This is a genomic window from Streptomyces diastaticus subsp. diastaticus (genome assembly GCF_011170125.1).
Taxonomy (GTDB): domain Bacteria; phylum Actinomycetota; class Actinomycetes; order Streptomycetales; family Streptomycetaceae; genus Streptomyces; species Streptomyces diastaticus.
This window is the reverse complement of the sequence record NZ_BLLN01000004.1, coordinates 22,584-43,897: the sequence shown is the minus strand read 5'-3', so window position 1 is coordinate 43,897 and position 21,314 is coordinate 22,584. Positions and strand designations below refer to the sequence as shown.

The 21,314-nt window shown below is 71.5% G+C and carries 21 protein-coding genes; 3 read left to right on the top strand and 18 right to left on the bottom strand.

Annotated elements, in window-relative coordinates; genetic code table 11:
- A partial coding sequence (locus Sdia_RS17860; protein WP_191835360.1) for a radical SAM protein occupies positions 1 to 460 on the bottom strand: 460 nt, incomplete at its 3' end.
- Positions 461 to 730: 270 nt separating this feature from the next.
- Here Sdia_RS17860 and Sdia_RS17855 point away from each other — a divergent pair.
- A complete protein-coding gene (locus Sdia_RS17855) occupies positions 731 to 2,119 on the top strand; it encodes an NsdA family TPR-like regulatory protein (RefSeq protein WP_503827457.1) in 1,389 nt (462 codons plus the stop codon).
- A 35-nt stretch (positions 2,120 to 2,154) separates the two neighbouring features.
- Here the strand turns inward: Sdia_RS17855 and Sdia_RS17850 are convergent, their stop codons facing one another.
- Positions 2,155 to 3,132 (bottom strand): ATP-dependent DNA ligase, encoded by a 978-nt coding sequence (locus Sdia_RS17850; RefSeq protein ID WP_229831652.1) that lies wholly within the window; start codon positions 3,130 to 3,132, stop codon positions 2,155 to 2,157.
- Positions 3,133 to 3,399: 267 nt separating this feature from the next.
- Between Sdia_RS17850 and Sdia_RS17845 the strand changes: the two genes are divergently transcribed.
- Both Sdia_RS17845 and Sdia_RS17840 read left to right on the top strand, forming a co-directional pair.
- Positions 3,400 to 4,113, top strand: a complete 714-nt coding sequence (locus Sdia_RS17845; protein ID WP_189500778.1) for a hypothetical protein — start codon at positions 3,400 to 3,402, stop codon at positions 4,111 to 4,113.
- A gap of 165 nt (positions 4,114 to 4,278) precedes the next feature.
- A complete protein-coding gene (locus Sdia_RS17840; RefSeq protein WP_189500780.1) occupies positions 4,279 to 4,740 on the top strand; it encodes a hypothetical protein in 462 nt (153 codons plus the stop codon).
- A gap of 134 nt (positions 4,741 to 4,874) precedes the next feature.
- On the opposite strand, the gene Sdia_RS17835 is transcribed toward Sdia_RS17840, so the two are convergent.
- From Sdia_RS17835 to Sdia_RS17760, 16 genes are all read right to left on the bottom strand, one after another.
- On the bottom strand, positions 4,875 to 8,069 hold the full coding sequence (locus Sdia_RS17835) for a LysM peptidoglycan-binding domain-containing protein (RefSeq protein WP_189500782.1): 3,195 nt from the start codon (positions 8,067 to 8,069) through the stop codon (positions 4,875 to 4,877).
- Between the two features lie 3 nt (positions 8,070 to 8,072).
- Positions 8,073 to 8,516, bottom strand: a complete 444-nt coding sequence (locus tag Sdia_RS17830; RefSeq protein ID WP_189500784.1) for a hypothetical protein — start codon at positions 8,514 to 8,516, stop codon at positions 8,073 to 8,075.
- A complete protein-coding gene (locus Sdia_RS17825) occupies positions 8,516 to 8,914 on the bottom strand; it encodes a TadE/TadG family type IV pilus assembly protein (RefSeq protein ID WP_229831653.1) in 399 nt (132 codons plus the stop codon). Before Sdia_RS17825 ends, Sdia_RS17830 begins: the two co-directional genes overlap by 1 nt.
- Positions 8,915 to 8,952: 38 nt before the next feature.
- Positions 8,953 to 9,357 carry a TadE/TadG family type IV pilus assembly protein gene (locus tag Sdia_RS17820; protein WP_189500788.1) on the bottom strand — a complete coding sequence of 135 codons (405 nt, stop codon included), beginning with the start codon at positions 9,355 to 9,357 and terminating at the stop codon, positions 8,953 to 8,955.
- The gene (locus Sdia_RS17815; RefSeq protein WP_189500790.1) at positions 9,357 to 9,596 is read right to left on the bottom strand and encodes a hypothetical protein; all 240 of its coding nucleotides are present in this window, start codon (positions 9,594 to 9,596) and stop codon (positions 9,357 to 9,359) included. The genes Sdia_RS17820 and Sdia_RS17815 overlap by 1 nt, the downstream gene beginning before the upstream one ends.
- A 20-nt stretch (positions 9,597 to 9,616) precedes the next feature.
- Positions 9,617 to 10,495 (bottom strand): type II secretion system F family protein, encoded by an 879-nt coding sequence (locus Sdia_RS17810; RefSeq protein WP_189500792.1) that lies wholly within the window; start codon positions 10,493 to 10,495, stop codon positions 9,617 to 9,619.
- Complete coding sequence (locus Sdia_RS17805) at positions 10,492 to 11,382, bottom strand: type II secretion system F family protein (RefSeq protein WP_229831654.1); 891 nt, start codon at positions 11,380 to 11,382, stop codon at positions 10,492 to 10,494. Before Sdia_RS17805 ends, Sdia_RS17810 begins: the two co-directional genes overlap by 4 nt.
- Positions 11,379 to 12,734, bottom strand: a complete 1,356-nt coding sequence (locus Sdia_RS17800; RefSeq protein WP_189500794.1) for a TadA family conjugal transfer-associated ATPase — start codon at positions 12,732 to 12,734, stop codon at positions 11,379 to 11,381. The genes Sdia_RS17805 and Sdia_RS17800 overlap by 4 nt, the downstream gene beginning before the upstream one ends.
- 94 nt (positions 12,735 to 12,828) lie before the next feature.
- Complete coding sequence (locus Sdia_RS17795; protein WP_189500796.1) at positions 12,829 to 13,668, bottom strand: CpaE/TadZ family protein; 840 nt, start codon at positions 13,666 to 13,668, stop codon at positions 12,829 to 12,831.
- Positions 13,668 to 14,357: an SAF domain-containing protein gene (locus Sdia_RS17790; protein ID WP_189500798.1), complete on the bottom strand. Its 690-nt coding sequence runs from the start codon at positions 14,355 to 14,357 to the stop codon at positions 13,668 to 13,670. The genes Sdia_RS17795 and Sdia_RS17790 overlap by 1 nt, the downstream gene beginning before the upstream one ends.
- Before the next feature lie 31 nt (positions 14,358 to 14,388).
- Positions 14,389 to 15,231: an ATP/GTP-binding protein gene (locus Sdia_RS17785; RefSeq protein ID WP_228487808.1), complete on the bottom strand. Its 843-nt coding sequence runs from the start codon at positions 15,229 to 15,231 to the stop codon at positions 14,389 to 14,391.
- A 35-nt stretch (positions 15,232 to 15,266) separates the two neighbouring features.
- Entirely contained in the window at positions 15,267 to 15,896 is a 630-nt protein-coding gene (locus Sdia_RS17780; RefSeq protein ID WP_189500800.1) for a hypothetical protein, read from the bottom strand.
- Positions 15,897 to 16,124: 228 nt separating this feature from the next.
- Entirely contained in the window at positions 16,125 to 17,039 is a 915-nt protein-coding gene (locus tag Sdia_RS17775) for a replication-relaxation family protein (protein ID WP_189500802.1), read from the bottom strand.
- 2 nt (positions 17,040 to 17,041) lie between these two features.
- Entirely contained in the window at positions 17,042 to 19,612 is a 2,571-nt protein-coding gene (locus Sdia_RS17770; RefSeq protein WP_189500804.1) for an ATP/GTP-binding protein, read from the bottom strand.
- Positions 19,591 to 20,241 (bottom strand): hypothetical protein, encoded by a 651-nt coding sequence (locus Sdia_RS17765; RefSeq protein ID WP_189500806.1) that lies wholly within the window; start codon positions 20,239 to 20,241, stop codon positions 19,591 to 19,593. Before Sdia_RS17765 ends, Sdia_RS17770 begins: the two co-directional genes overlap by 22 nt.
- Positions 20,238 to 21,266, bottom strand: coding sequence for a C40 family peptidase (locus Sdia_RS17760; RefSeq protein ID WP_229831655.1), 1,029 nt, complete (start codon positions 21,264 to 21,266; stop codon positions 20,238 to 20,240). Before Sdia_RS17760 ends, Sdia_RS17765 begins: the two co-directional genes overlap by 4 nt.
- Positions 21,267 to 21,314 lie beyond the last annotated feature (48 nt).

Here is a 21,314-nt window from a genome sequence, read left to right as displayed (position 1 = left end):
CGATGGCGCGTATCGACTCGTCCGAGAAGTAGTGCAGCGACACCTTCACCTTGTCCAGGCGGGTGCCGGCCAGCCACGACCGGTGATAGCGCACACGGGTGCCGTTGGTGATGAGGGTGTAGGAGCCGTCGGCCCCCAGGTCCGGCAGGTTCTCCAGGACAGGGCGGGCCAGCGGTGACGTCAACGGCTCCCCGCCGGTGAAGTACACCCGTTTGAGTCCCGCACCGGCCAGTGCCTCGATCGAGGTCAGGTAGTTCTCGGCGGAGAACTGCTTCATCCGCGGCTGAAGTGACCGGTTCGCCCGGGTGACCGGCGGCGGGATGTCGCCCTCGTTGTGGCAGAACCAGCAGGCGATGTTGCAGCGGGGGGTGAGAGAGACGCGCAGCTGTCCGCGGAGGGCCGCGAAGTTGCGCAGGGCGGTGTAGTCGACAGCGGAGCTGTGGTCAAGCGGAACGGCCATGATGCTCTCCTGAAGAGAGGCGGTGACGTTGTGAGTGTCTCGGCGGGGCAACGCCGTATCCCTGTCGGCAGAAGGGAGGCCCCCGGTCGCCGAGGTGATGCCGTGATCGGCCCTTCTGCACTGAGTAAAGCTCTGTCAGGACGGCCGCCGACAGCTCACAATGGGGGCTCACACATCACAAACTCAGCCCGTTTGTGAGCCCCCCCTCACGGCCGCACGGAAGGCTCCCGGGCGAGCGGACGCACGGGTGCAGAGGGCCCGGCGAAGGAGGTGCGCGTGGCACGGTGGCAGGAGCGGGACTGGCAGCCGAACGAAGACTTAGAACGGCTCGTGGCGGCGTCTGGCGCTAGCTACGAATCGCTCGCGAAGCGGGTCAATGTGCTCGCAGAACAAGCAGGCAGACCGACCGAGTACACCCATACGAGTGTTACCAACTGGGTACAACGAGGCATGATCCCGCGAGCCCCCGCACCAGCTTGCATAGCCGCTGCGCTGGGCGAACGCCTGGGGCGGCGCGTCGACTTGAGCGAGATCGCCATGACGAGATCGCGCCGCGAGACCGGCATGATCGGGTTGGATTTTCCTCGTAGCCCGTCAGACGCCGTGCGCGGCGCCATCGCCTTCTGGAGACTTGTGGACCGCCGCAACTTCCTTCACGGCTCCTTCGCCGTTGGAGCCTTCGCCCTCCCGACCACCCGGTGGCTCGCTGTCCCCGCTGCCGCTGCCGTTCCACCCGCCGAGCACCGCGGCGCCCGGCGCGTGGGCCAGGGCGAACTGGACGAGCTGTGGGAGGCCGTCGAAGACGCGCGCATCTGGGACTCGAAGTTCGGCGGCGGCAACTGGAAAGCGTCCTCCGTCACCGTCTGTTTGCGGGACCGCGCCGCGCCCATGCTCCAGGGCAGTTGCAGCGAGAAGGTCCGCCAGGATCTGCTCCGGGTGACGGCCGAGCTGTCCCGCGTCGTCGGCTGGTCCGCGTTCGACAACGGCCAGCACGACGCCGCCCAGCGCTACCTCATCCAGGCCCTGGCCATGGCGCGCGCTGCCGGCGACGTCCAGGTCGGCGCGTACGTACTCTCCACCATGTCCCTGTCCGCGTTCCTCCGCGGGCATCCCGGCGAGGCCGTCGACATGGCCGAAGGAGCGTACGAACGGGCCAAGCACGTCGCCAGCCCCAAGGTCCTGTCCTTCGCGAAACTCGCGCAGGCCCGCGCCCACGCCCGGGCCGGAGAGGGACCGGAGGCCACCGCGGCGCTCCTCGCCGCCGAACGCCACCTCGCCGGAGCCACCGGCGACGACCCGGCCTGGATGAACTACTACACCCCCGAGCGGATCGCCACCGACGCCACCGAGATCCACCGCGACCTCGGCGCCACGGCGGCCGCGCTCGACTGGGGCCGCCAGGCGGCCGCCATGTCCCCCGGCCGCTACACCCGCGCCGTCGGCATCCGCCTCGCCGTCGAAGCCGCCACGCACCTACGAGCCGGCGACCGCGAGCAAGGGCTCGACGCCGGGCGCCGCTCCGTCGACCTCCTCGCCGAGGTGCGCTCCGCCCGCGCGCACGGCTACGTCCACGACCTCACCGCCACCCTGGCCCCGCACAGGTCCGCCCCCGAGGTCGACGCCTTCATCACGTACGCGGAGCGCCAGCTCGCCGCCTGAGCACCAACCCCGGCCGATGCACCGCCGAACGCCCGTCAGGGGAGGGGCGGAACAGAGTCCGGACCGATGTCGTCGCGGAGCCGGAGGAAACGCACCGGGTGCCGATACCGGCCTGCGTCGTCCACCGAGGCGTCGGCGGCGACCTCGGCGACGAGGACCGGTTCGACGGGGACGTGCGGCAGAGGCATGCGCGTCCCCCAGCCGGCCGAGAACGTCACGCCGTGCCACGGGTGGTCGTCGCCGGCCGCTGTGAGGCGGGCGCCGACCTCGCGGCGGGCGGTGGCCGAGAGCGGTGTCGTCCGGGCGATCATCCGGAAGCGCGCCTCGGCGTCCCAGCGGCCGAGCAGCAGGGTGTCCGGCGCCGAGACGGGCCCGGTCACCGCGCCCACCACGCCCTCGGTGGACTCCCGCGCCCGCACCTTCCACCAGCCGCCCTTGCCAGCCCGGTACCGCCCGCCGGCCGGCTTCACCACCACCCCCTCGACACCGACCCGCCCCCAGTCCGGGTCCATCCAGGCCAGCGCCCGGTCCCGCTCCGTCGTCGACCCCACCAGAGCCCAGCGGCCGCCCAGCACCCCCTCGGCGACGAGCGCCTCCAGGCGCGCCCACCGCTCCCGGTATGGGCGGTCCATCAGTACCTCTCCGTCGGCCTCCAGCAGGTCGAAGGCAACGACGTGCGCAGGCGTAGACCGGCTGGCCGAGCTGGCGCGATAGCCCGTCAGCCGGGACCGCTGCTGCAAGGCCGCAAAGTCCAGCCTCCCCCCTTGGAGCACAACGAGTTCGCCGTCTAGGACCAGGTCCATGCCGACGTCGGCGGCGGCCTGGAGCTCGGGGAAGTGCGCGGTGAGGTCTGCTCCGGTGCGGGACTGGAGGTGAAAGTGCCCGCTGCGGAGGAAGGCAAGGACCCGGTACCCGTCGAGCTTCTGCTGCCAGTACAGGCTGGCTGGCGCGCCCGCTGCGGGAAGCGTGGGCCGCGCCTCGGCGCGCATCGGGGCGATCGGAGGCTTCAGCACGTCCTCATGCTCCCGTGAGTTCGCCTCCGGAAGCCGTCCGACACCACGGACCTGCGGTGAATCCCGCTTCCGGGGCGATTGGCCGACCAGGCTCAGGTGGACAGGGGGCCGCCCGCGCGCACCTGCCGGAGCCGTCGGCATTCGCCCCTGCCAGCACCGCAGTTGGGGCATTCTTCCAGATAGTGTCCTGGCCGGGGGGCACTCGTTGTACGCGGCGGCGCGGCCGACCGGCGCGTCTCCGCGCGTCACATCGAGCGAAGGATGCCCATGCCCCAGGAGAAAAGCGTCGCCACCGAGGATCACGTCCGGTGCGCCGCGGTCGCGCTGACCACCGTCTTCGAGTCCCTCGGGGCCGAGCACCAGGCGCTGGTGGCCGAAGCGGAGAAGACCTCCGCGACGGAGCGCTGCGGCACCCTGACCCGCATGACGGAGAACATCGCCCAGGCAGCCCACACGGTCTCCGCATCCATCGTCGAACTGGCGACCGTACGCGGACTGCGAGACCTTGACATCCGCATGCAATTCTCCATGGACGCTGAGGGCGGCGATTACAGTCCCCTGCTGACCCTGACCGGCCCCTCCGACGTGCTGTACGACATCGTGAACTATCTCGTGGAGGCCGCTGACACCCTGGGCCGGGCGTACAAGCCGACCAAGAAGCATTCCGGCCTGGCGGTGGCACGCTACCCTCAGCGGGTAAAGCTGGTGTTCTCCAGCCTGAGCGCAGCCTTGGACGCGGTGTGCACCGATCTCTCCACGCAAGATCCAGAGGTGGCCATGGATCATGCTTCCACTCGGCGGCTTTTGACTGAGCTTGAGGACCGGGTGTGTGCCACCGTCCCCAGCCAGGGCGCCAGCCTGAGCGCCGAGGAGGTCGCCGCGGCGATCCGCATCAGCCCGGAGGTTGCCCGCGCGGCCTCTGCCGCGCTGGCAGGGCTCGGCAGCTCCCGCCCGGCCGCCCTTGGCACTTCGTCCCTCTGAGAGCAGGCCGCATGTGCGGGCCGCAGGTCGTGAGGACCCATGTATTTGCCGCCTGTTCGGTCACGGGCGTGGCTGGGCCGCTGCCAGCCAGGGGGATAACGCAGGCAGAATAGGCAGCGCGCCCAACTTCAGGGCTGAAAGCCGACCGACAGCGAGGAAACGGCGATGGCGACGACCGCCCTGCTCATCAACCCCAACCAGCGGACCGCCGGTCTGCAGCTCCCCGACAAGGCGGACGACCAGGTTCGGATGCTCCGGGAGAAGATTGGCGGCACGCTGGATCAAGGGATCTACCACCGCAGGGCAGTTCTTCACATCGCCGGCAACGGCCGCTCGGAGGGCCTGCCGGCGAACCTGGTTGTCTGGGCGCTCGCCAGTGCCTGGCGCGGCATCCCCCTCTACCCGATCGTCGGCCCTGTCGTCATCACGGGCCCCGACGGACCTGACGGCTATCTCGACATCGACGAGGACCTGCGCGCCCAGGCGGAAGACGTCGCGCGGGCAGTCCAGAAGACGACCTCAGCGTGGCGCCAGCAGCGCCCGCAATCCGAGGAAGCAGCGGTCGAAGCGATCCTCGCTTGCGCCCAACGGATCGTGTCCACGCCGACGTGTCAGGACCCACGATGACGACGGCCGAACTACCCCTGGTGACCGTCTGAGAACGGGAGCCAAGAGCTGGTGTACGCGTAGAAGGCGCGGGGGAATCTCGCACGCCTGGTGGTGCCGATGACGGGCTTCGGCACCACCAGGCAAGAGCCCAGCTACACGAACGCCCGGCCCGAAGTCCGAGCGCTATCCCCCGGCTTCGCTGAGTCCTGAGTGAGCGAGGCGATCAACTCCTCCGTCTCGGGCTCCAGCGCGCAGTCCAGCCGCCGCGCAGCCTGCTGGGCCCGCGTGATCGCGGTGCGAAGGCCGTGCCGGTTGCCGGCCTCGTGCTCGGTACGCATCCAGTCCCGGTACAGCAGTTCGGCGGTGCTCTCGACCTCCAGGCCGATCATGATCGCGTGTCGAGCCGCGTCGAGGTCCTGGTGCTGGCCCGGGACGGTTCGCAGCACGGCGACGCAGTGCGCGATGTCGATGATCCGGGAGATCATCCGCTGCTGCTGGGGGAGTGCCCAACCGAAGTCCCGGCCCGCCAGAGGGCGCCCGCGTACGAGTGAGAGCGCGCTCTCCAGCTCCGGGAGCCCTTCGGAGCCGTCAACGGCGAGGCCGGCGGCGGCTCGTTCCTCGAACCATCCCCAGTCGCAGGTCAGCGCCTGCGACAGGGCGTACGGGGAGTCCTTCCCGGAACGACGCAGGACGTAGGGGTCGCCGTTGGGGTCGCTGCCGAGCCGGTTCCTTAGCTCACGGACCCGCTGGTTGAGGGTGGCGGGGGACCAGGGCTCGTTCGGGCCCATGGCCTCGCACAGGGTCTCCGGGTCCCTGCCGGGCCTGAAGTACAGCAGGGCGGCCAGGGCGGCCAGCTTCGGCGCCCTGCTTGTGGTCTCCAGACCGGTCAGCTCGACCGTCCCCATTACCCGCAGCTGGGGCTCGGCCGGGGCGTCGACCTTCTCGGCGGCCCGCGCGGCGGAAGCCGGCTCGGCGTCGGAGGCATCCGAAGCCGGCTCCACCTCGACCTCGGCATTCTCGGGGGAGGCCGGCGGAAGTTCGGCCTTCGGCGCCGGCCGAGTCGTCTCCTCATCGGATGCGGGGTCTGCGGCCGCCTTCACCAGGGCGGGAAACGGGCGACCGTCCGACTCGGTCCCGCCGTCGCCGACGACGTTCTCGGGCCCCTCCGGCACCTCGTCCTCGGACGGTTCGTCGAGAACCTGGTCCCAGGGAGCTTCCGCCGGTTCGGCCGGCTCCGTCGTGGTCGACAAGGCGCTCAGCAGTTCCTGGTAGTCCGGGGACGACATGCGCTGGAGAACGAGGTCCTTCTCGACATCCTCGATCATCTGCTCGACGTCCGGGGCGGCATCCCAGACCTGGCCACGGGGGAAGACCGGGGCACAGCTCGCGGGCAGGACCATCGCGACCTTGCCTTCCGGGGCGGCTGCCAGGGCCTCGGCGAGCTGCCAAGCCTCGTCGCTTGTCACGGAATCCGCGCACACCAGCAGCCACGACTCGTGCTCGGCCCCGGGGCTCTGATGCCGCTCCAGCAGCCACTCGCCCAGGTCGCGGGCGGCTGCGGCGGCGTCCGGGACGTGCCGCAGCCGGGCGGTGGGCATCAGGCGCGGCAGCTCCCGCCCGAAGCCGACGGCGAGAACCTCCGCCTGCTCCGCCCAAGGGCTCATGGCCACCTCCAGGACGAGCGAGGTGCACACCTCGCGGACCTCGACGGCCGAACCGGAGAGCAGTACGACGTCGCTCGACGGCAGATTCAGCAGGACGATGGACCGTTCGTTGTCGGCCCCCAGCGTCACCAGCCCCGGGTATGGGCAGGGTGTCGTGGCGGCGTCCTCGGCAGTGAGGAGCTCTGCGTCAGGGGCCAGCGACCACCACGCTCCCTCCGGCTCGGCGGTGAACGGCGCGACCGGCTCACCCGGATCGGCGGGAAGAACCCGGATCGTGCGGCGGGTCACCATCGCGGCCTTGAGCGGGGGAGCGTCGATGCCAGCCTCGCCCGCCGCGCGGGCCATGCTGCGCAGCGCGGTGTCGAGGGCGGTCACCGCCGCCGGTTCCGCGTCCTCGACGAGGCGCTGCTCGGTCGTGCTGGCCTCCGGAGCCATCGCGATCGACTCGCCCGGCTTGCGGCGCCGCTGCTGCAGCCGCCGGCGGACCGCCAGGCCAGCGACGACGACCGCGGCGGTGAGCGCGGTGACGCCCGCAGTCGTACGCACGGCTGCTGGGGTCGCCGCCGAGGCCTCCTCCGGCTGGGCTGCCGTGCCGGTAGAGGGCTGAGGAGACTCGGGAGCCGTGGTGCTCGGCGCAGGGCTGGCAAGTTCGGTTCGGGACGGAGCCGGCTTCGCCTCGTCCGGCTTCCGCTCGTCCTGCTCGGCGGGCGGTTGGGGGGTGGACTCCTTCGGGGGAGCGGGAGGGTTCTGCCGGCCTGGCTGCTCTTCGTCAGGGGGCAGCACCAGGCGCTGCCCGGGGACGATCTGATCGGCGTCGGTGAGCCGTTGACCCTGCGGAGACCGGGCCCCTCGGTTCAGGTCGAAGATCTCGGGGTACCGGTCCGGGTCCCCCAACTCGTCCTCAGCGATCTTCGAGAGCGTGTCCCCGGGAGCGACCGTCACAGCGCGGGGCGCATCCGCGTGCGACCGCCGCTCCTCCCCACCCTCATCCTCGGGGAGCAGCAGCTCCCAGCCCGGCCGGATGTCCCCGGCCGAAACGAACCGCGAGCCGTCGACCATGACCCGGCCCTCGTTCAGATCAGCGATCCTCGTGAACTGGTCCCCGTCGCCGTACAGTTCCTCGGCGATGCTCCACAGGCTCTGGGCGGGCCGGGTGTCGCGCACCGTGTACGTCGGGCGGGCACGGGGGGCCTCGTCCGCCTGCTCGGTGCCTTCCGCCTCATGGCCACGCTCGGCCGTCGCGGGGGAGCCGCTGGCGACGTGACTCTGGCCCGGCTCGGCCTCCGCCGTGGCGGCGGGACCAGGCGAGGGTGCCGCCGAGGCGACGGCTGTGCTGCTCAGCACCGCGAGCACGCCCGTCACCAGCACCCCCGCAGCCCGCTGGCTCAGGCGGAGGCCCGGCAGTCGAACCGCCCGGCGGCCGCGAACCTGCGCCGGCACCTCGACCAGGAGCGCGACGGCGAAGGTGATCCATGCCAGCCAGCCGACAGCGAGGATCACCAGCAGTACGGCGTCGGCGGTGTCCTGACGCGACAGCAGGTGCGCCATCGCGTCCAGGCCGTCAGGCCCCACCGCCGCGGTGGCCTGCCACAGCAGGTACGGGGCCCCGGCCCCCAACAGGGCGATGCCCAGCACGCTCCCTACGGCGCGCGCCAGCACCGAACCCGCTCGTCCAGCACCCATTCCTCAGTCCTCTTCCGGTTCGCTGATCCCGTGCAGCAGCGCCGCCCGGGAGGAGCCGTTCACGGCCCACGACATCGGTGTGAACCGCCCGTCGTAGCTGGTGGTCACGGCGACCTCGACCGCCGTGCCACCCTCCACCACGGTCACCGTCCCTGACACGCCCGCCTTCGCGAGGTACGCCTGGCCGGCCGCGACAGCACCGGCCGGATCGGCGACGTACGCGTCGCCCGGCACTGCCTTGCCCAGATCGATGGCCTGCGTCGCGGCCCGGGCTGTCTCCGTCGCCAGGGCATCCGCCCGCTCGTGGGCCCCCAGCACCCCGAAGGAGTCGACCGCGAACAACCCGCCGAGCGCGACGAGGGGGATCGAGATGATCGCAGCGGAGAGGGCGACACCTCCCCGGTCGTCCAGCCGGGACTGCCAGGCCCACCTGCTCGCCCTGTCCATCAGCGCTCCCGGTAGGCGTCGACGATGGAGGTGAAGCTCCCGCTGACGGTCCGCACTCCGGGCCCGCCCCCCAGGAGCAGGAGGTCCCCGATGGCCACGGTGCACTCCACCGTCACGGTGACCTCGGAGACCTGCCCCACCGGCACCGTCAGTCCTCCGGTGTCCGCCTCCACCGAGTACGTGGTGCAGCTCTGTGACCGCTGGGCCAGCGCGGCGGCCGCGGCCCGGCGGGCCTCGGCCTCCGCCGAGCCCGGCGTACGCGCCAAGGAGGCGGCCCGCGCCCCGGCCTCGGCCGCCGCGTCGGTCTTCTGGGCGGCCAAAGCCACTCTGCCGCCCGCGAGGAACAACAATCCGAGGGCCAGCAGGACTGGCAGCACGATCGCCGCCTCGATCGCCACCGCTCCCCGGTCGGCGCCCTGGTGCCGGCCCGGCGCCCTCACCGAGCACCCGCCGGCGTGGTCCAGCGCTCAACCGGGCCGGACACCGAGGCAGACACCGCGACACCGGGCAGGCCCGGCAGCATCGACACCGTGCGGCCGCGCACCTGGACCGTCACCTCCTCGGCACCCCCGGCGACCGAGACCTCCTGGTCCACGACCAGCGTCCCACCGAGCGAGGCTAGAGCGGCCCGAGCCTTCGTGGCACCGTCCTGCGCGCTCGCGCCGTTCATCCGGCTCGCCGAGACGCCCTCGCGGGCCGCAGTGTGCACCGTGGCATTGGCGTATGCCACCAGGAAGCCCTGGACCAGCAGCAGTGTGAACAGCAGGACGAACGGCAGCACGATCGCCGCCTCGACGGCGGCCGCACCCCTGTCTGTGCTCCCCCTCTTCAGCCGGATCATCAGAACTCGACGTCGTTGACCTTGCTGGCCCCGCGGTTGTACAGCGCGAGGATCACGCCACCGATGATCGCGGCTCCAGCCAGTACCGCGAGCGTGATGATCACCCACTCAACCGACGATGCTCCCCGGTCCCGCTGCCCCCGCCCGACCACACGCCGCTGCGCTTCCCCCACCCGGTGTACGGCTCGACCGCTGAGCAGCGTCAAGGCCACCGAAAACTTGATAGAAACGTCATTCATGACAAGAGCTACTTTCGATGTCAGATGGTGAACAGAGACTGCACTGCCGGGAAGGCAACCAGGACCATTACGAGCACGGCGATCAGGGAGGTGGGGACCGACATCTTCTCGCTCGCCTGATTGGCCTCCGTCGTCTCCCCCGCCAAGAGCTCGTCGTTCAAACTGGCAGCACGGTTGCGCAGGGTGTCGTAGACGGCAGCCCCGTCGTCCGAGGACAGCCGCATGATGTCGGCCAGGTCCCCCAAGAGCGGTAACCGCAGTTCGTCGCCCAGCTGCTCCAACGCGGACCAGGGCGACGACTGCTCGCTACGGGCCCGCTCCAACGCCTCCTTGATCCGGACGAATGCCCAGCCCCGGCCCACCCCGGCTGCATCGTGCAGAGCCTGCAGGGCGCCGACGTTCGAGGCCATCCTCGTCGCGACGAGGTCCAAGAAGGCGCCGCACGCGTGGGTGAACTCCTGTCGGGCCTGGTCCGCCTGCCGCCGGACATACCCGTCGGGTACCAGCCACAGCACCACGGCCGCCACCACGCCGACGATGCCCGGCACGAACACGGGCACGCTGAGCCCCATCGCCAGCCATGCCACGTAGGGGACGACCGGGAACAGCAGCCCCAGAAGAGCCAGCAGCCCCTTCTCGAACAGGAACCGCTCCGGCGCGGTACCCAGCAGCCGCAGGTCCGCCGCCGGAAGACGCCCCGGAGCCCGCTGCAGCACGCGCTGGACACCCGACTGCCAGGAACTCGGCTCGGCCGGAGCGTAGGCGTACCGGCGCGAAGAGGTGTCCATCCGCTCCAGAGCGAGGTCCAGTCGCGGAGGTGCCGGCCGGAGCTGAGAGATCATCACGGCCGCGCCCGCGCCCACCGCGGCCCCGCACATGACCAATACCTGCATGCTCATCGCGTCACCTCCTCCTGCGCCAACGTGACTCGGCTGCGTGGGTCCACCACCAAGAACCGGGGGGTACCGCGATGTGTGGCCAGCCTTCGCGCCCACAGCAGGGCCCCGGCGAAGCCCGTCCCGATCACGAACAGGACTAACTGCCCGGTGAGCGTCGCGTACGGCGCCGCGTAGTCCGCGCCGGCACCGACCACCAGTACTCCCAGAGTGATGCCGGTTAGAATGCGCATCGACGTCCTCGCCTTCGCCCGGTCGGCCTCCGCCTCACGACGCTTGGAGACCTCCGAGCGAAGCTGCGCGGCAAGGTCTTCCAGGACACTCGCCAGGCCAGGCCCAGGGTCGATCGCGCAGAGGATCAGCGCGGCCGCCGCCTTGTCCGCGGTCACGTCGTCGAACTGGTTGGCGAACTCCTCCAGAGCTTCCCGCGTGTCCCAGCCAGCTCGCAGCCGCTCAGCCAGGTCCCGAACCTCTTCGGCGATGTCATCGGGGGCGTGCTTGCGGGACGCGATCAGCGCCTCCTCCAGCCCGAGCCCGATCTGAAGAATCTCCGCCAGCCGCTGGGCCCAGTCCGCCAAGGCCTCCAGCTTTACGATCCGTACCCTCGACGGCGGCGTCAGCAGCCATGGCACGCCGACCACCGCCGCTCCGAGCAGCAGACCGGCGACGAACACCCCCGACCAGAGCCAGACCAACAGACCTACCCCGCCAGCCAGCCCGCCGAGCGTCGCCCGGCGCTGCCGCCGAGCTGCAGCCCCGGGCCCTCTCAACCGCAGGCGGGCGGCGAGGGCCCCCTTCTCCCGGGTGGTCCCATACAAGCCGGCCGCCAACGCGACCAACCCACCGGCCAGCAGCATGCCGCAGCCGGCCCACCACAGCGCGCCGATCACACGACCACTTCCCCTGTGCCGTACCCGACCTGCGCCAGGCGCCGCCGCATGCTCGGCGACAGGGGCGTGCGGGGCACCGCCCGCTGGTCCCAGTCGGAGGCGGGCCCGTAGACCTCGTTGTACGCGGGCCGCCCGCCTTCGCCGATACCCGAGAGCTCCCACACGTGCGAGACGAAGCGCTGTTTCGACCTGCCGTTTTCGGCGACCGAGAGGAAGACGACGAAGTGGAGACCGTTGGCGATCTGCCGGTACGCCAGCTGCTCGGAGAAGTTGCCGCGCGCCAGCAGGTAGAGCTCGGCGATCCGGTCGAAGACCGCGTGCGGCTCCGAGGCGTGCATCGTGCACATGTTGCCTGGCCGGTCGCTGGTCATCGCCTGCATCATTGCGGTGATCTCCGGGCCTCGGACCTCCCCGAGGATGGTGCGTGTCAGCGACATCCGCTTCGCCCGGTACATCAGGTCTAGGGGCGTGATCTCGCCGGCCGCCCGGCCCCCGACCCGCTCGCCGTTGGACTCGCGGGCCTCCATCGGCACCACCTGGGTGTGGTAGCCGTTGCGGTGGGCCCACAGCTCGAACTCGGTCTCGATCGTGCCGAAGCGCTCGTGCTGCGGGATCTCCCGTAGCAGAGCCCGCAGCATCGAGGACTTCCCCGCGCTCTGCTCGCCGACGATGATCAGGTTGCGGCGGGCCCGGACGGCCGCCGCCAGCAGGTCGGCCAGGCCCTGGTCGAGCATCCCCCGGCGTACGAGGTCGGCCAGGTTGGAGTCCAGGAGCCGGTGACGGCGGATCGTCACGTAGGTCGAGCCGCCGGTGATCTCGGGCCCGATCGCCTGGAGCCGGGACCCGTCCCGCAGCCGCAGCGCGACCTCGGGCGCCGCGGTAGAGAAGGTCCGGCCGCCTTGTCCGGAGGTGCGGATCAGGTCGCGGACCAGTTCCTGGAGCTCTTCCTCCGACTCGGCGACCGGCTCGGTGGGCACCGGGTCGGTCCCGCCGGCCAGCTTGACCGAGACCCGGTCGTGGCCGTTGATGTAGATGTCCTCGATCCGGTCGTCGTCCAGCAGCCGCTGAAGCCGTCCGGCTCGGAAGAGCATGTCGAAGACCAGACTGGCCAGCGTCTGCTCGGCGCCTGGCGGGACCGGGGCACGGGTACGCGTGGCCTCGCCGTCGGCCCACAGCATCACTCGCTCGTTGATCAGGGCCCGGGCCCGTTGCTGCCTCGGCGTCCCCGAGGCGTCCCCGAGCGTCGGGTTGCGTTTCGCTTCCTTGATCAGCTGCTCGTTCACCTGCCGCTTGATTTCCACGGCGGCCCGGTGGTCGACGGTCACCACCGGGGCGCCCTGCGCGAGCACCATCGCCGCAGCTGCGTCCCCGGCCGCCGCGTCCGGCACTGCGGCCGGATGCTGGGCAGGGGGCGGCGCTGGCGCGGCCGGGCCCTGGTACACGGGACTAACGCGCACCGCCTACACCTCCTCGCAGCAGCCTCTGCACTCCCGACTCCACCCGCGCGGTGCGCCAGGCCGTCATCTGCCTCAGCGCCGTCACCCCGTCGGCGGCCGAGCGCATCAGCTTCCCCGACAGGAACTTGCGCCCTTCAGGGGCGCCGTCCGACAGAACGGCCGCCTCCTGGGGGACGTAGGGGAGGGTCATCACCACCGGCACCTCCAGGGCGCTCTGCACCTCACGCCGGGTGTAGGGGCCCTCTTCCACCAGGACCAGGCCCAGGGCGTCGACACCACGTCCCTCGGCGTCCAGGAGCTGGCGGAGCCGGCCCACGCGGGACTTCGCCGCCTGAAGGCCGCGCATCGTGCCGCGAACGACGAGCAGCACGGCGTCCGCGCGCATCGCGAGAACCCCGGATGCGCCGAACGGCCCTGCCCTGCCGAGGTCGACGAGCACGGTCGTGCGGTTCGGGTCGATCGCCTGGAAGAGGTCCGAGAGCTGTCCCCAGACCGGCTGGAGCCGGACGGTGTCAGCGTGGTCGGTGATGCCGGCCAGCAGCATCCGGTTCTGCTCCGGGCGCGCCTCGTCGTTCTCCAGGTAGAGCAGCTGGCGCCAGAACGCGTCCGCGAGGGCCTGCCCCGTCGCGGACGCCGTGAGCTTCGACAGCCCGTGATCGGCGGGCACTTCCCCGCGCAGCAGCCCCGGCAGCACGGCGCTTCCGTCCGGATCGCACTCGGCGAGCACGAGGCGCTGGCCGTCCGGCAGCGGCCAGGACCTCAGCAGGGCCAGGGCCGTGGTTGTCGCCCCCGGCGCCCCGGGGGTACCGACGAGCGCGATGACCGCCATCAGGAACCGTCCGCCGCGTCCACGACGACCGCGACATTCCCGTTGGCGGCCCGGGCGGCGAGCAGCGGCCCGCGGCCCTTGGGTACCGCGACGTCCAGGACGCGCTCCCCGCCGGATTCCGCCTTCGGCCCGACCCGGACGACCCGGGCCTCCACCATGTCCGGCTGCGCGTCGGCCTCCTCGTCGCCGGCGGCCTGCCCCGGGGTGGAGACCACCTGCACCGTGTCGCCGGCGGACAGCCGGGTCGCCGGAAGCCGCGACGGCTTGAGGGAGATCCCCACCAGCTGCTCCCCGGGCCGCACGAGCGTCCGGTCCGTGACCTGCTTGGGAGACAGGAGCGAACCGGGCACCAGCGGCACCGCCGCCCGCTTGCCCACGACCTTCTCCCTCAGCTCGGCGGGGATCGCCTTCACTGCCGGGTCGAGCGACACCGATGTCCGGGCGAGATCCCCCTCCTCGATGACGTCTCCGGCCGCGACGTCGGCCGCGACCACCAGCACCGGTGTACGCTCCCCGGTCTTCTCCCACGCCAGGTAGCCGCCGCCCGCGCCGCCCGCGATCAGCAACGCAGACAGCGCCAGCATGGCGGGGCTCTTGCGGCGCCCGCCCCGCGCGGACACGGTGGCCACCGGCTTGATCTGCTCAGGCACGCCGGCCGTGGCCGGCGCCGCCTCCTGCTTCGTCTTCACCCTGCACTGCACCCTTCGCCACGTGACGTGTCTACCGGCCGACGGACTGGAGCTCGCCGACCGCGAGTTCAGCCTGGGACTGCTGAGCCTGGGTAAACTCCCCGGCCTCGCTGCTCCCTTCGACCTGCCACTCGATCTCCCAGGTGGCAGTTGCCGTGACCTGGTACTTCTCGCCCGGCTGCCCGGCCGAGGTCTGTTCGTAGAGGTGTCCGCACGTCGGGGAGGGCTTCTTGCCGTACGACGAGTCGTACGGCGTCCCCGGACCGGTGCAGGTCACCGACCGTCCGTCGCCCATCGACCACACGATCTTCGAAACCTTCGCCGTCGCGGAGACGGTCACCCCGCCGGCGCTCGCCGACGTGGTGTTCGGCCCGTACGTCGTGGGGGAGGGGTCGACCCACATCCACGTCGGCAGCCCGACCACGCCGGTCTGCCCCGCGCGGGGGGTCGTACGGATCTGCGGACCCCGAAGGCGCATCTTCGAGATCGCCTCCTGGGCCAGGACCTCCGGATCGACCGTCTCCTCCGGCGGGGTGTCACCCGCCCAGAAGACGTCGCTGTAGCCGGTATCGCCCTCCGCGTCGCCCGCGCCGAGGCACCGGCGCACGTAGACGCCGCCCTCGCTCGGGTCGTGCCCCTCCCACAGACTGCTGCCCGCAGGAGGGTCGGGAAGCCGCGACGTCGTACACGTCTTCTTCGGCTTCGACGTGCCCTTCTTGCCCCCGCTGGGCTGGCTCTCGCGCTGCCCGCCACCGCCGCCACTGCCGGGACTGGTCGTCTTGTCGTCGGCGCGGCAGGTGACCAGGTCGCCCCACCCGCTGCAACTCCCGCCCTGCGGAACCCCGGCCGTGGCCGGGGCAACAGACGTTCCCACCAGAAGCGCGGCGAGCGCCAGCGGGCCGGCGCCTGTCAGCAGGCGCTTGACTGAGCTTCGGCCTCCAAGACCTTCCACTGCTTCCCCCACTTCTCCGCCTTGACCTTTGCCTCGTACCGCGGGAGCCGCTCGTCGGGCATCGGGTACGGCTTGCCGGACTCCTCGTAGACGAACTCCACCTTCGTCACGTCGACGCAGTCGGTGATCGTCGCGCGGGGCAGGGTCCCGCCCTTCGTCGGCTTCAGCTCCAGCACGTCCACACTGGGCTCGTGCTGGGTGGCTCCCTTGGTGATCACGCCCTCTTTGCGAGAGAACTCCATGTCCTTCTCGACCTGGAGCAGGGCGACGCCGGCCGCGAAGGTCTCGATCTGCGTACCCTTCGTGGTGGCCTTGCCGAACGCCTTGCTCTGCTCAGCCCGGAAGGACAGATAGGCCTTGGTCACGGCCTTCTCCTCCCGCTCCTCGGGAGTAAGCGGCTCCGGCGTGGACGCCTCCTCGCTCGGCTCGGCGGCCGCGGACGTACTGCCGGACCCGGCCGGCTTGTCCGCCTCGGAGTCCTGGCCGCCGCATCCCGCGAGGCCCAGGACGAGCACGCCGCCGAGCACGGCGCTGGCCGAGCGGTTCCCGATACGGCGGACGCTCCCGGCCCCATGTCGACGATCCATGGTCCCTCCCCGTTGTGGTGGTAGATGACGTGGTGAGCACCCCGACCCCCGGCACGGTCCCGAAGGGACGGCATGCGCTGTATATACGCCATCTGTAGTCGAGAGGTTACGCATTTCTGCTCACCTTCCGGTGGGTGAACTGGTCATCGGTGTGCCCTTCTTGGGGTAATGGAGTGGCAAAAATGATGATCGCTGCCATGCGCACGGAAACCCCTTTTGTGATGCATGTCACGTGACGCGGGTGGCCGGCGCCGAAGCCGGCTGCAGCTCGTCCCAGCCACACCGCTCCTCCGGCCCGGCCAGCGACGTCCACACCGCCGCCCGGGCCCCGTGCTCCTCGACGTCCTCCAGTACCGCCGCCCCGAGCGGAACCTTCGCCGCCATCGCCGCGACCAGGGGATGCTCAGCCGCCATCTCCCGCAGGTCCGCAAGACGGTTCGCCAGCGCCCGAGGACCGGCACCGGTCAGCACGAACAGCACCCGCGGCATGGTCGGGTACCACCGCAGCCACGCCACGGAGTTGGAACCCGCCGTGAGCCGCCCCCCGGGCGCCGGCGGCGTGTAGGTGTGGAAGCGGGCGTACGAGATCAGCTTCGCCGCCAGGTCCTCCCCGCTCATCGTGGCCCGGTCCACCTCGACGAAGGCGCGCAGTTTCACGCGCCCTTCCGCGCCGAGCACCACGTAGCGCATCAGCGCGTCGGCGACCAGCCGCTCCCCGTCACTGACGTTGTGCGCGACCTCGGGGGCCCAGTCAAGCGGCCCGTACTCGTCACCCTGCGCCCGGGCGTCGTCCAGGAACGCCAGGTGGGTTCGGACCACCGTCAGCGTGTGCGCGGCGCGCATCGAGGCGGCCATCGAGGTGGACAAGGGCAGCGGCTGCCGGCCCCGGAGCTCGGGCCAGTCCCGGCAGACCCCCGCCCCGCGATGAGTCAGGAACCAGGCCCGCTTCCGGCCGCTGTTCGGCAGAGTGATCGATCCGATCAGCTCCTCCTCGGCGAGCTGGGCCAGGACGGGCGCCAGAGCCCTGGGCCCCGAATCGGGGACCACCAGCCGGTGCAGTTGCTCTCCGGTGGCCTGCCGGTGGACAGCCAGGGCCGCGAGCGTGCGGTGCGCGCGAGTCTCCTTGGGCGAGGGCACGAACATCTCTACCGGTATCCCTTCAACTGGGGGGTCTTCGTCTGGGTGGTCTGGCTCAGCCAGACCCGTACGGTCTCCTGGTGGTCACGGGCCTGGGCGAGAAGCTGCCCCCGAGGCTGCGCCCCCGCGTTCCTCAGCGCCTCCCGGTTGAGCGCGGGCACGTGCTGGCGGCGCTCCTGGTCCTTGAAGACCTCCTCCAGCACAGGCCCCTCAACCAGGACGGGGCCGACGCGTTCGCCGCGCACCGTCATCGTCATGTAGTGCCGGTAGCGAGCCAGGTCGGCGACCTGGCCGGGGGAGACCAGCTCGCCCCACTCAGCCGTCATGAGGCTGATCGCCCGCGTCGAGCCGGCCGTGGACGACAACGTCGAGGCGTTCTGCAGCAGGGTGTCGCGCACGTCTTCCGGGAGCCGCTGGAGGAGCTGGCTCATCCCGTGCAGCCGCAACCCGAACTTGCGGGCCTCTTCCGTCAGCTGCGCCACCGTCTCGGCGCCGCCCGACAGCAGGGTGCGCAGCTCGTCCAGGTAGAGCCGGAAGGGCACCCGCTCCCCTGCGGGGGTGTCGCGCCGCGAGTACGCCGCCCGCTGGATGTCGCGCAGGATCAGCGTGGTGATGAGCTGGCTGGTGGGCCCTCCCCCTTGCGGCATGATCCACATGACCTGCTGCTCATCCATGGCGCGGCGCATCTGGTAACTGCCGACCGGCTGCCCGAGGAAGGCCCGCGAGACCGGGTCGCTCGCCAGCCGGCTGATGGGGTTCAGCACGATCGACGCCGCGTCCGCGGGCAGCGTCGGGAAGACGGTCTGCCACCACTTGCGCTCGTCCTCGGGCAGCCGGGCCAGCACACGGTCCCGGAACCCGGCGTCGTTGAACAGCGGGTCCATCTGGAACAGCGTGGTCTGGCACTCCGGGCTCCCCGCACGGCAGGCCGCCTCGTTGACCGCCACGAGAGCCCGAACCGCCTGCGTGAAGATCGTCAAGCCGCGCGGCGCCGTCGCCGCCGACCAGCCCAGGGTGTGCGCCACGGTGTCGACCGTGTCCGCGACCACCCGGTGCGCGTCGGTCCCGTCGTGCACGGAGAGCGGATTCCAGGCCGCCAGCGGAGACTTCGCCCCCCGGTCCGCGAGGTCGATGAGCAGGGCCCGCTCCGCGATGTGCTGGTGCGCCAGGTACGGCGCGGCCCGGGCCCAGGTGTCGCCGTGCGGGTCCACCATCGCCAGACCTCGGCCGCTGTGGGCCAGGCCGACGGCCTGACACAGGGCCCGCTCGGTCTTCCCCCAGCCGGCCTTGCCGATGGCGACCTCGAAGAGCGTCTCCGACTCGACGGTGGCCAGCAGCCGCCGCCGCCCGTCCACCGACCGGTACCAGCCCTGAAGGACCAGCCCGGGGTTGCCCACCTGAAAGGTCGGGACCTCACCCTCCAGCAGCGGCATCCGGGTGTGCACCGTGAGGGGCTTGAGCCACCCGGCCAGCTCCTCCACCGCGACCCAGTTCGCGGACGGCGGCGCCGCCTGCCCGGTCTGCCACCGGTGGTCGAACGCGCCACGCCACGGCTGATGATCGCTCGTCACCGCCACCGGCCCGAACCGCCAGCCCCGCATCGACCACCGCGCCGATCCCGACGACACGTCCATCGCCGCCTGGATCTGCTGGAGCCGCGCCCGGGCCCGCCCCTCGATGTCGCTGGAGCACCGCACCAGCACCTGCACCCGCACCACCGGCGTCTCGTCGGCCAGCTTGCCCAGCGCCTCCTTACGGTCGACCTGCTCGGGCGACAGAACGAGGGAGCCTCCCGCAGGCCGACCCGCGCGGCCCGACCACGCCTGCGCGAAACCGCCCCCGGCGTTCATCCGCTGCCAGCGCGACGCCCGGGCCGCCTCCCGCCAGCGCTCCGAACGCGCCTTGTTCACAGCGCTGTTCCGCTTGAGCCTCAGCCGAGAAGGCGAGGGCCGCTGGACGTCAAAGCACACCTCGGCGACATCGTGGAGGTCAGCGCGCATGTCCGAGAGGGCGTTCACCAGCGGCTGAAGCGGGTCCGGGATCGCCGGGACCTCACGGAGCGACGTCTCCGCCGGCCCTCCGCCCCGCAACATGAACTCCGCCCGGACCCGGTGCCTGCCCTTCACCCGCCGCCCGACCGGCACGGTCGAGACCTCCACGTCCTCGCCGAACGGGCTGTGGCGAAGGAGCAGCGCGGCGCCCGCCGGAGCCTCCACCGTGTAGGTCAAGGCCCGCACCCCGTCGCCGTGAAAGCGAATCCGCACCGTCCTGGCGCGCCGGGGCACCCACCACGGGCCCGCCCCCGAGGCCCGGAGAAGCTGTATCCCGTACCGGTGGATCTCCTCCGGGCTCGGCTCGAAGCCACGCCGCGGCTTCAGCATCACCGCAGTCCGCTCCTGGGAGGCATGATCGGCCAGCCGCCGCAGCCCGGCATACCCGCCGGCGGCGAGCACCGCCCCCAGCGGCGCCCACCACCACACGTTGTCCCAACCCCACTCCAGCAAGCTGAACAGCCAGCTCAGCACCGTTACCACGCCGTCCGCGACCGGCATGGCCGTCACCGTCCCGCTCGTACCCATGACCCCTTGCCCTTCTCCTCGTAGCGGACCGTCGTCGTGCGGCCCTCGCGGAACTCGCCGTCCGGTCCGCTGCCGGCCCACACCAGGTGCACCACCGCCCGCTCATCGGCCCCGTCCCGGCGGGCAAGGGCCGCCTGGACCCGGACCTGCCGGTAGACAGCAGCGGTGTCGTCCATCAGCTCCCGCCGGGCCCGTCCGGCAAGCTCCTCCTCCACCGCCGGCGCCAGATCGGGAGGCGAGAGCCGCGCCAGCTCCCGGCGCAGCGCCCGGTCCCCGGCCGGGCCCTCCCCGGGAGGAGCGAGAGCCGCCCCGTCGTGCTCCGACGGCGGCGTTGCGCTCGCACCGGCCGAGGGCGGCTGCGAGCCAGAGCTGCTCGCCTCCGCAGCCGGCAGGCTCGGCACCGACGCCGGGTCCTCGACCCGTTCCTCTGCGGCGCGCACCGCGCTGGGAGCAGCCGCGTTGCTTCCGCCGTCCTGATCGGGCAGCAGGAGCCACATCCCCAGGAGCGCCAGGGCGACGGCGGCCGCCGGCGCGAGAAGCCCCGTACGGCGCGGCCCGTCCTCTCCCGGTGTCCGGGGCCGCTCCCCGCCGGCCCGCACACGCGGTAGCCCGCCAGATTCGGTGCTCACCACAGCCGCGCACCCCCCGCGAACCCCGACATCGACGCCACCGGGTCGATCCGGACCCTCGTGCCCGGACGCGCAGCGTTGATCATTTTCCCGTCTCCGAGGTAGATCCCTACGTGATAGATGGCGCTGTCCTGGCCGGGGATGTAGGAGAAGAAGACCAGGTCGCCAGGGGCCATCTGCTTCAACGTCCACAGCCGATTGCCCCGTTGGGACTGGGCGCTGGCCGTGCGAGGCAGGCTGATCCCGGCCCGCGCGAAGGCGTACGTCGTCAGCCCCGAGCAGTCGAATCCCACGATGGAGGCCCCCGACTTGCCGCTGGGGGAACAGCAGCTGCCGGTGCTCTTGCCCTTCGCGTCGCCCCCGCCCCACGAGTACGGGACGCCCCGCTGGGACAGCGCCGCCTCCAGAACCGTCCGGGCCTTGCCCTTCACACCCTCCAGGTTCGTCGACCCGGTCCCGCCTCCGGCGGAGTACTGGTCGATCCAGCGGCGGACGTCGGCGACGTAGACCTTCGAGCGGTTGTACTGGAAGAGCGCCGCCTCCAGCTGACTCTCCGAGCGCAGGTCGCGGCCCCGGCCGCAGAGGTAGATCACCGCGGCCAAGGCGGCGTCGTCGGCGTTGTGCGGGTCACGGTGCCCCGCCGGGGCGGTGGACGCCCAGGTGGCGGGGATGAACTGGAAGGGGCCTACCGCCCGCTCCCCGCGGGCGGTGCCGTCCCAGCGGCCACCGTCGGTGTCCGGGTGCGCGGTGGTGTTCCCGCCGACCCCGGCGCCGTCCAGCAGGGGCCCGTAGATCTTCGGACGGATGTCCCCGCTCTCCGACACCGACCGGCCGGCCGCGTGGTTCGACTCGATCCGTGCGATCCCCGCCAGGATCGGCCACCGCATCCCCCGGCACCCCGGCGCGAACTTCCCTGCCTGGCCGGCCGCCGACCGGTAGGCCTGGAGCATCCTCGGCGGGATTCCGTCCCCGTTGCCCTCCCCGGCATCGAAGGTCTCCTGATCCTCCTCCGCGAGAGTCGACAAGCCGACGAGCTGCTGGTGTAAGGCGGAAACCTGCGCCGCGCACCCCCC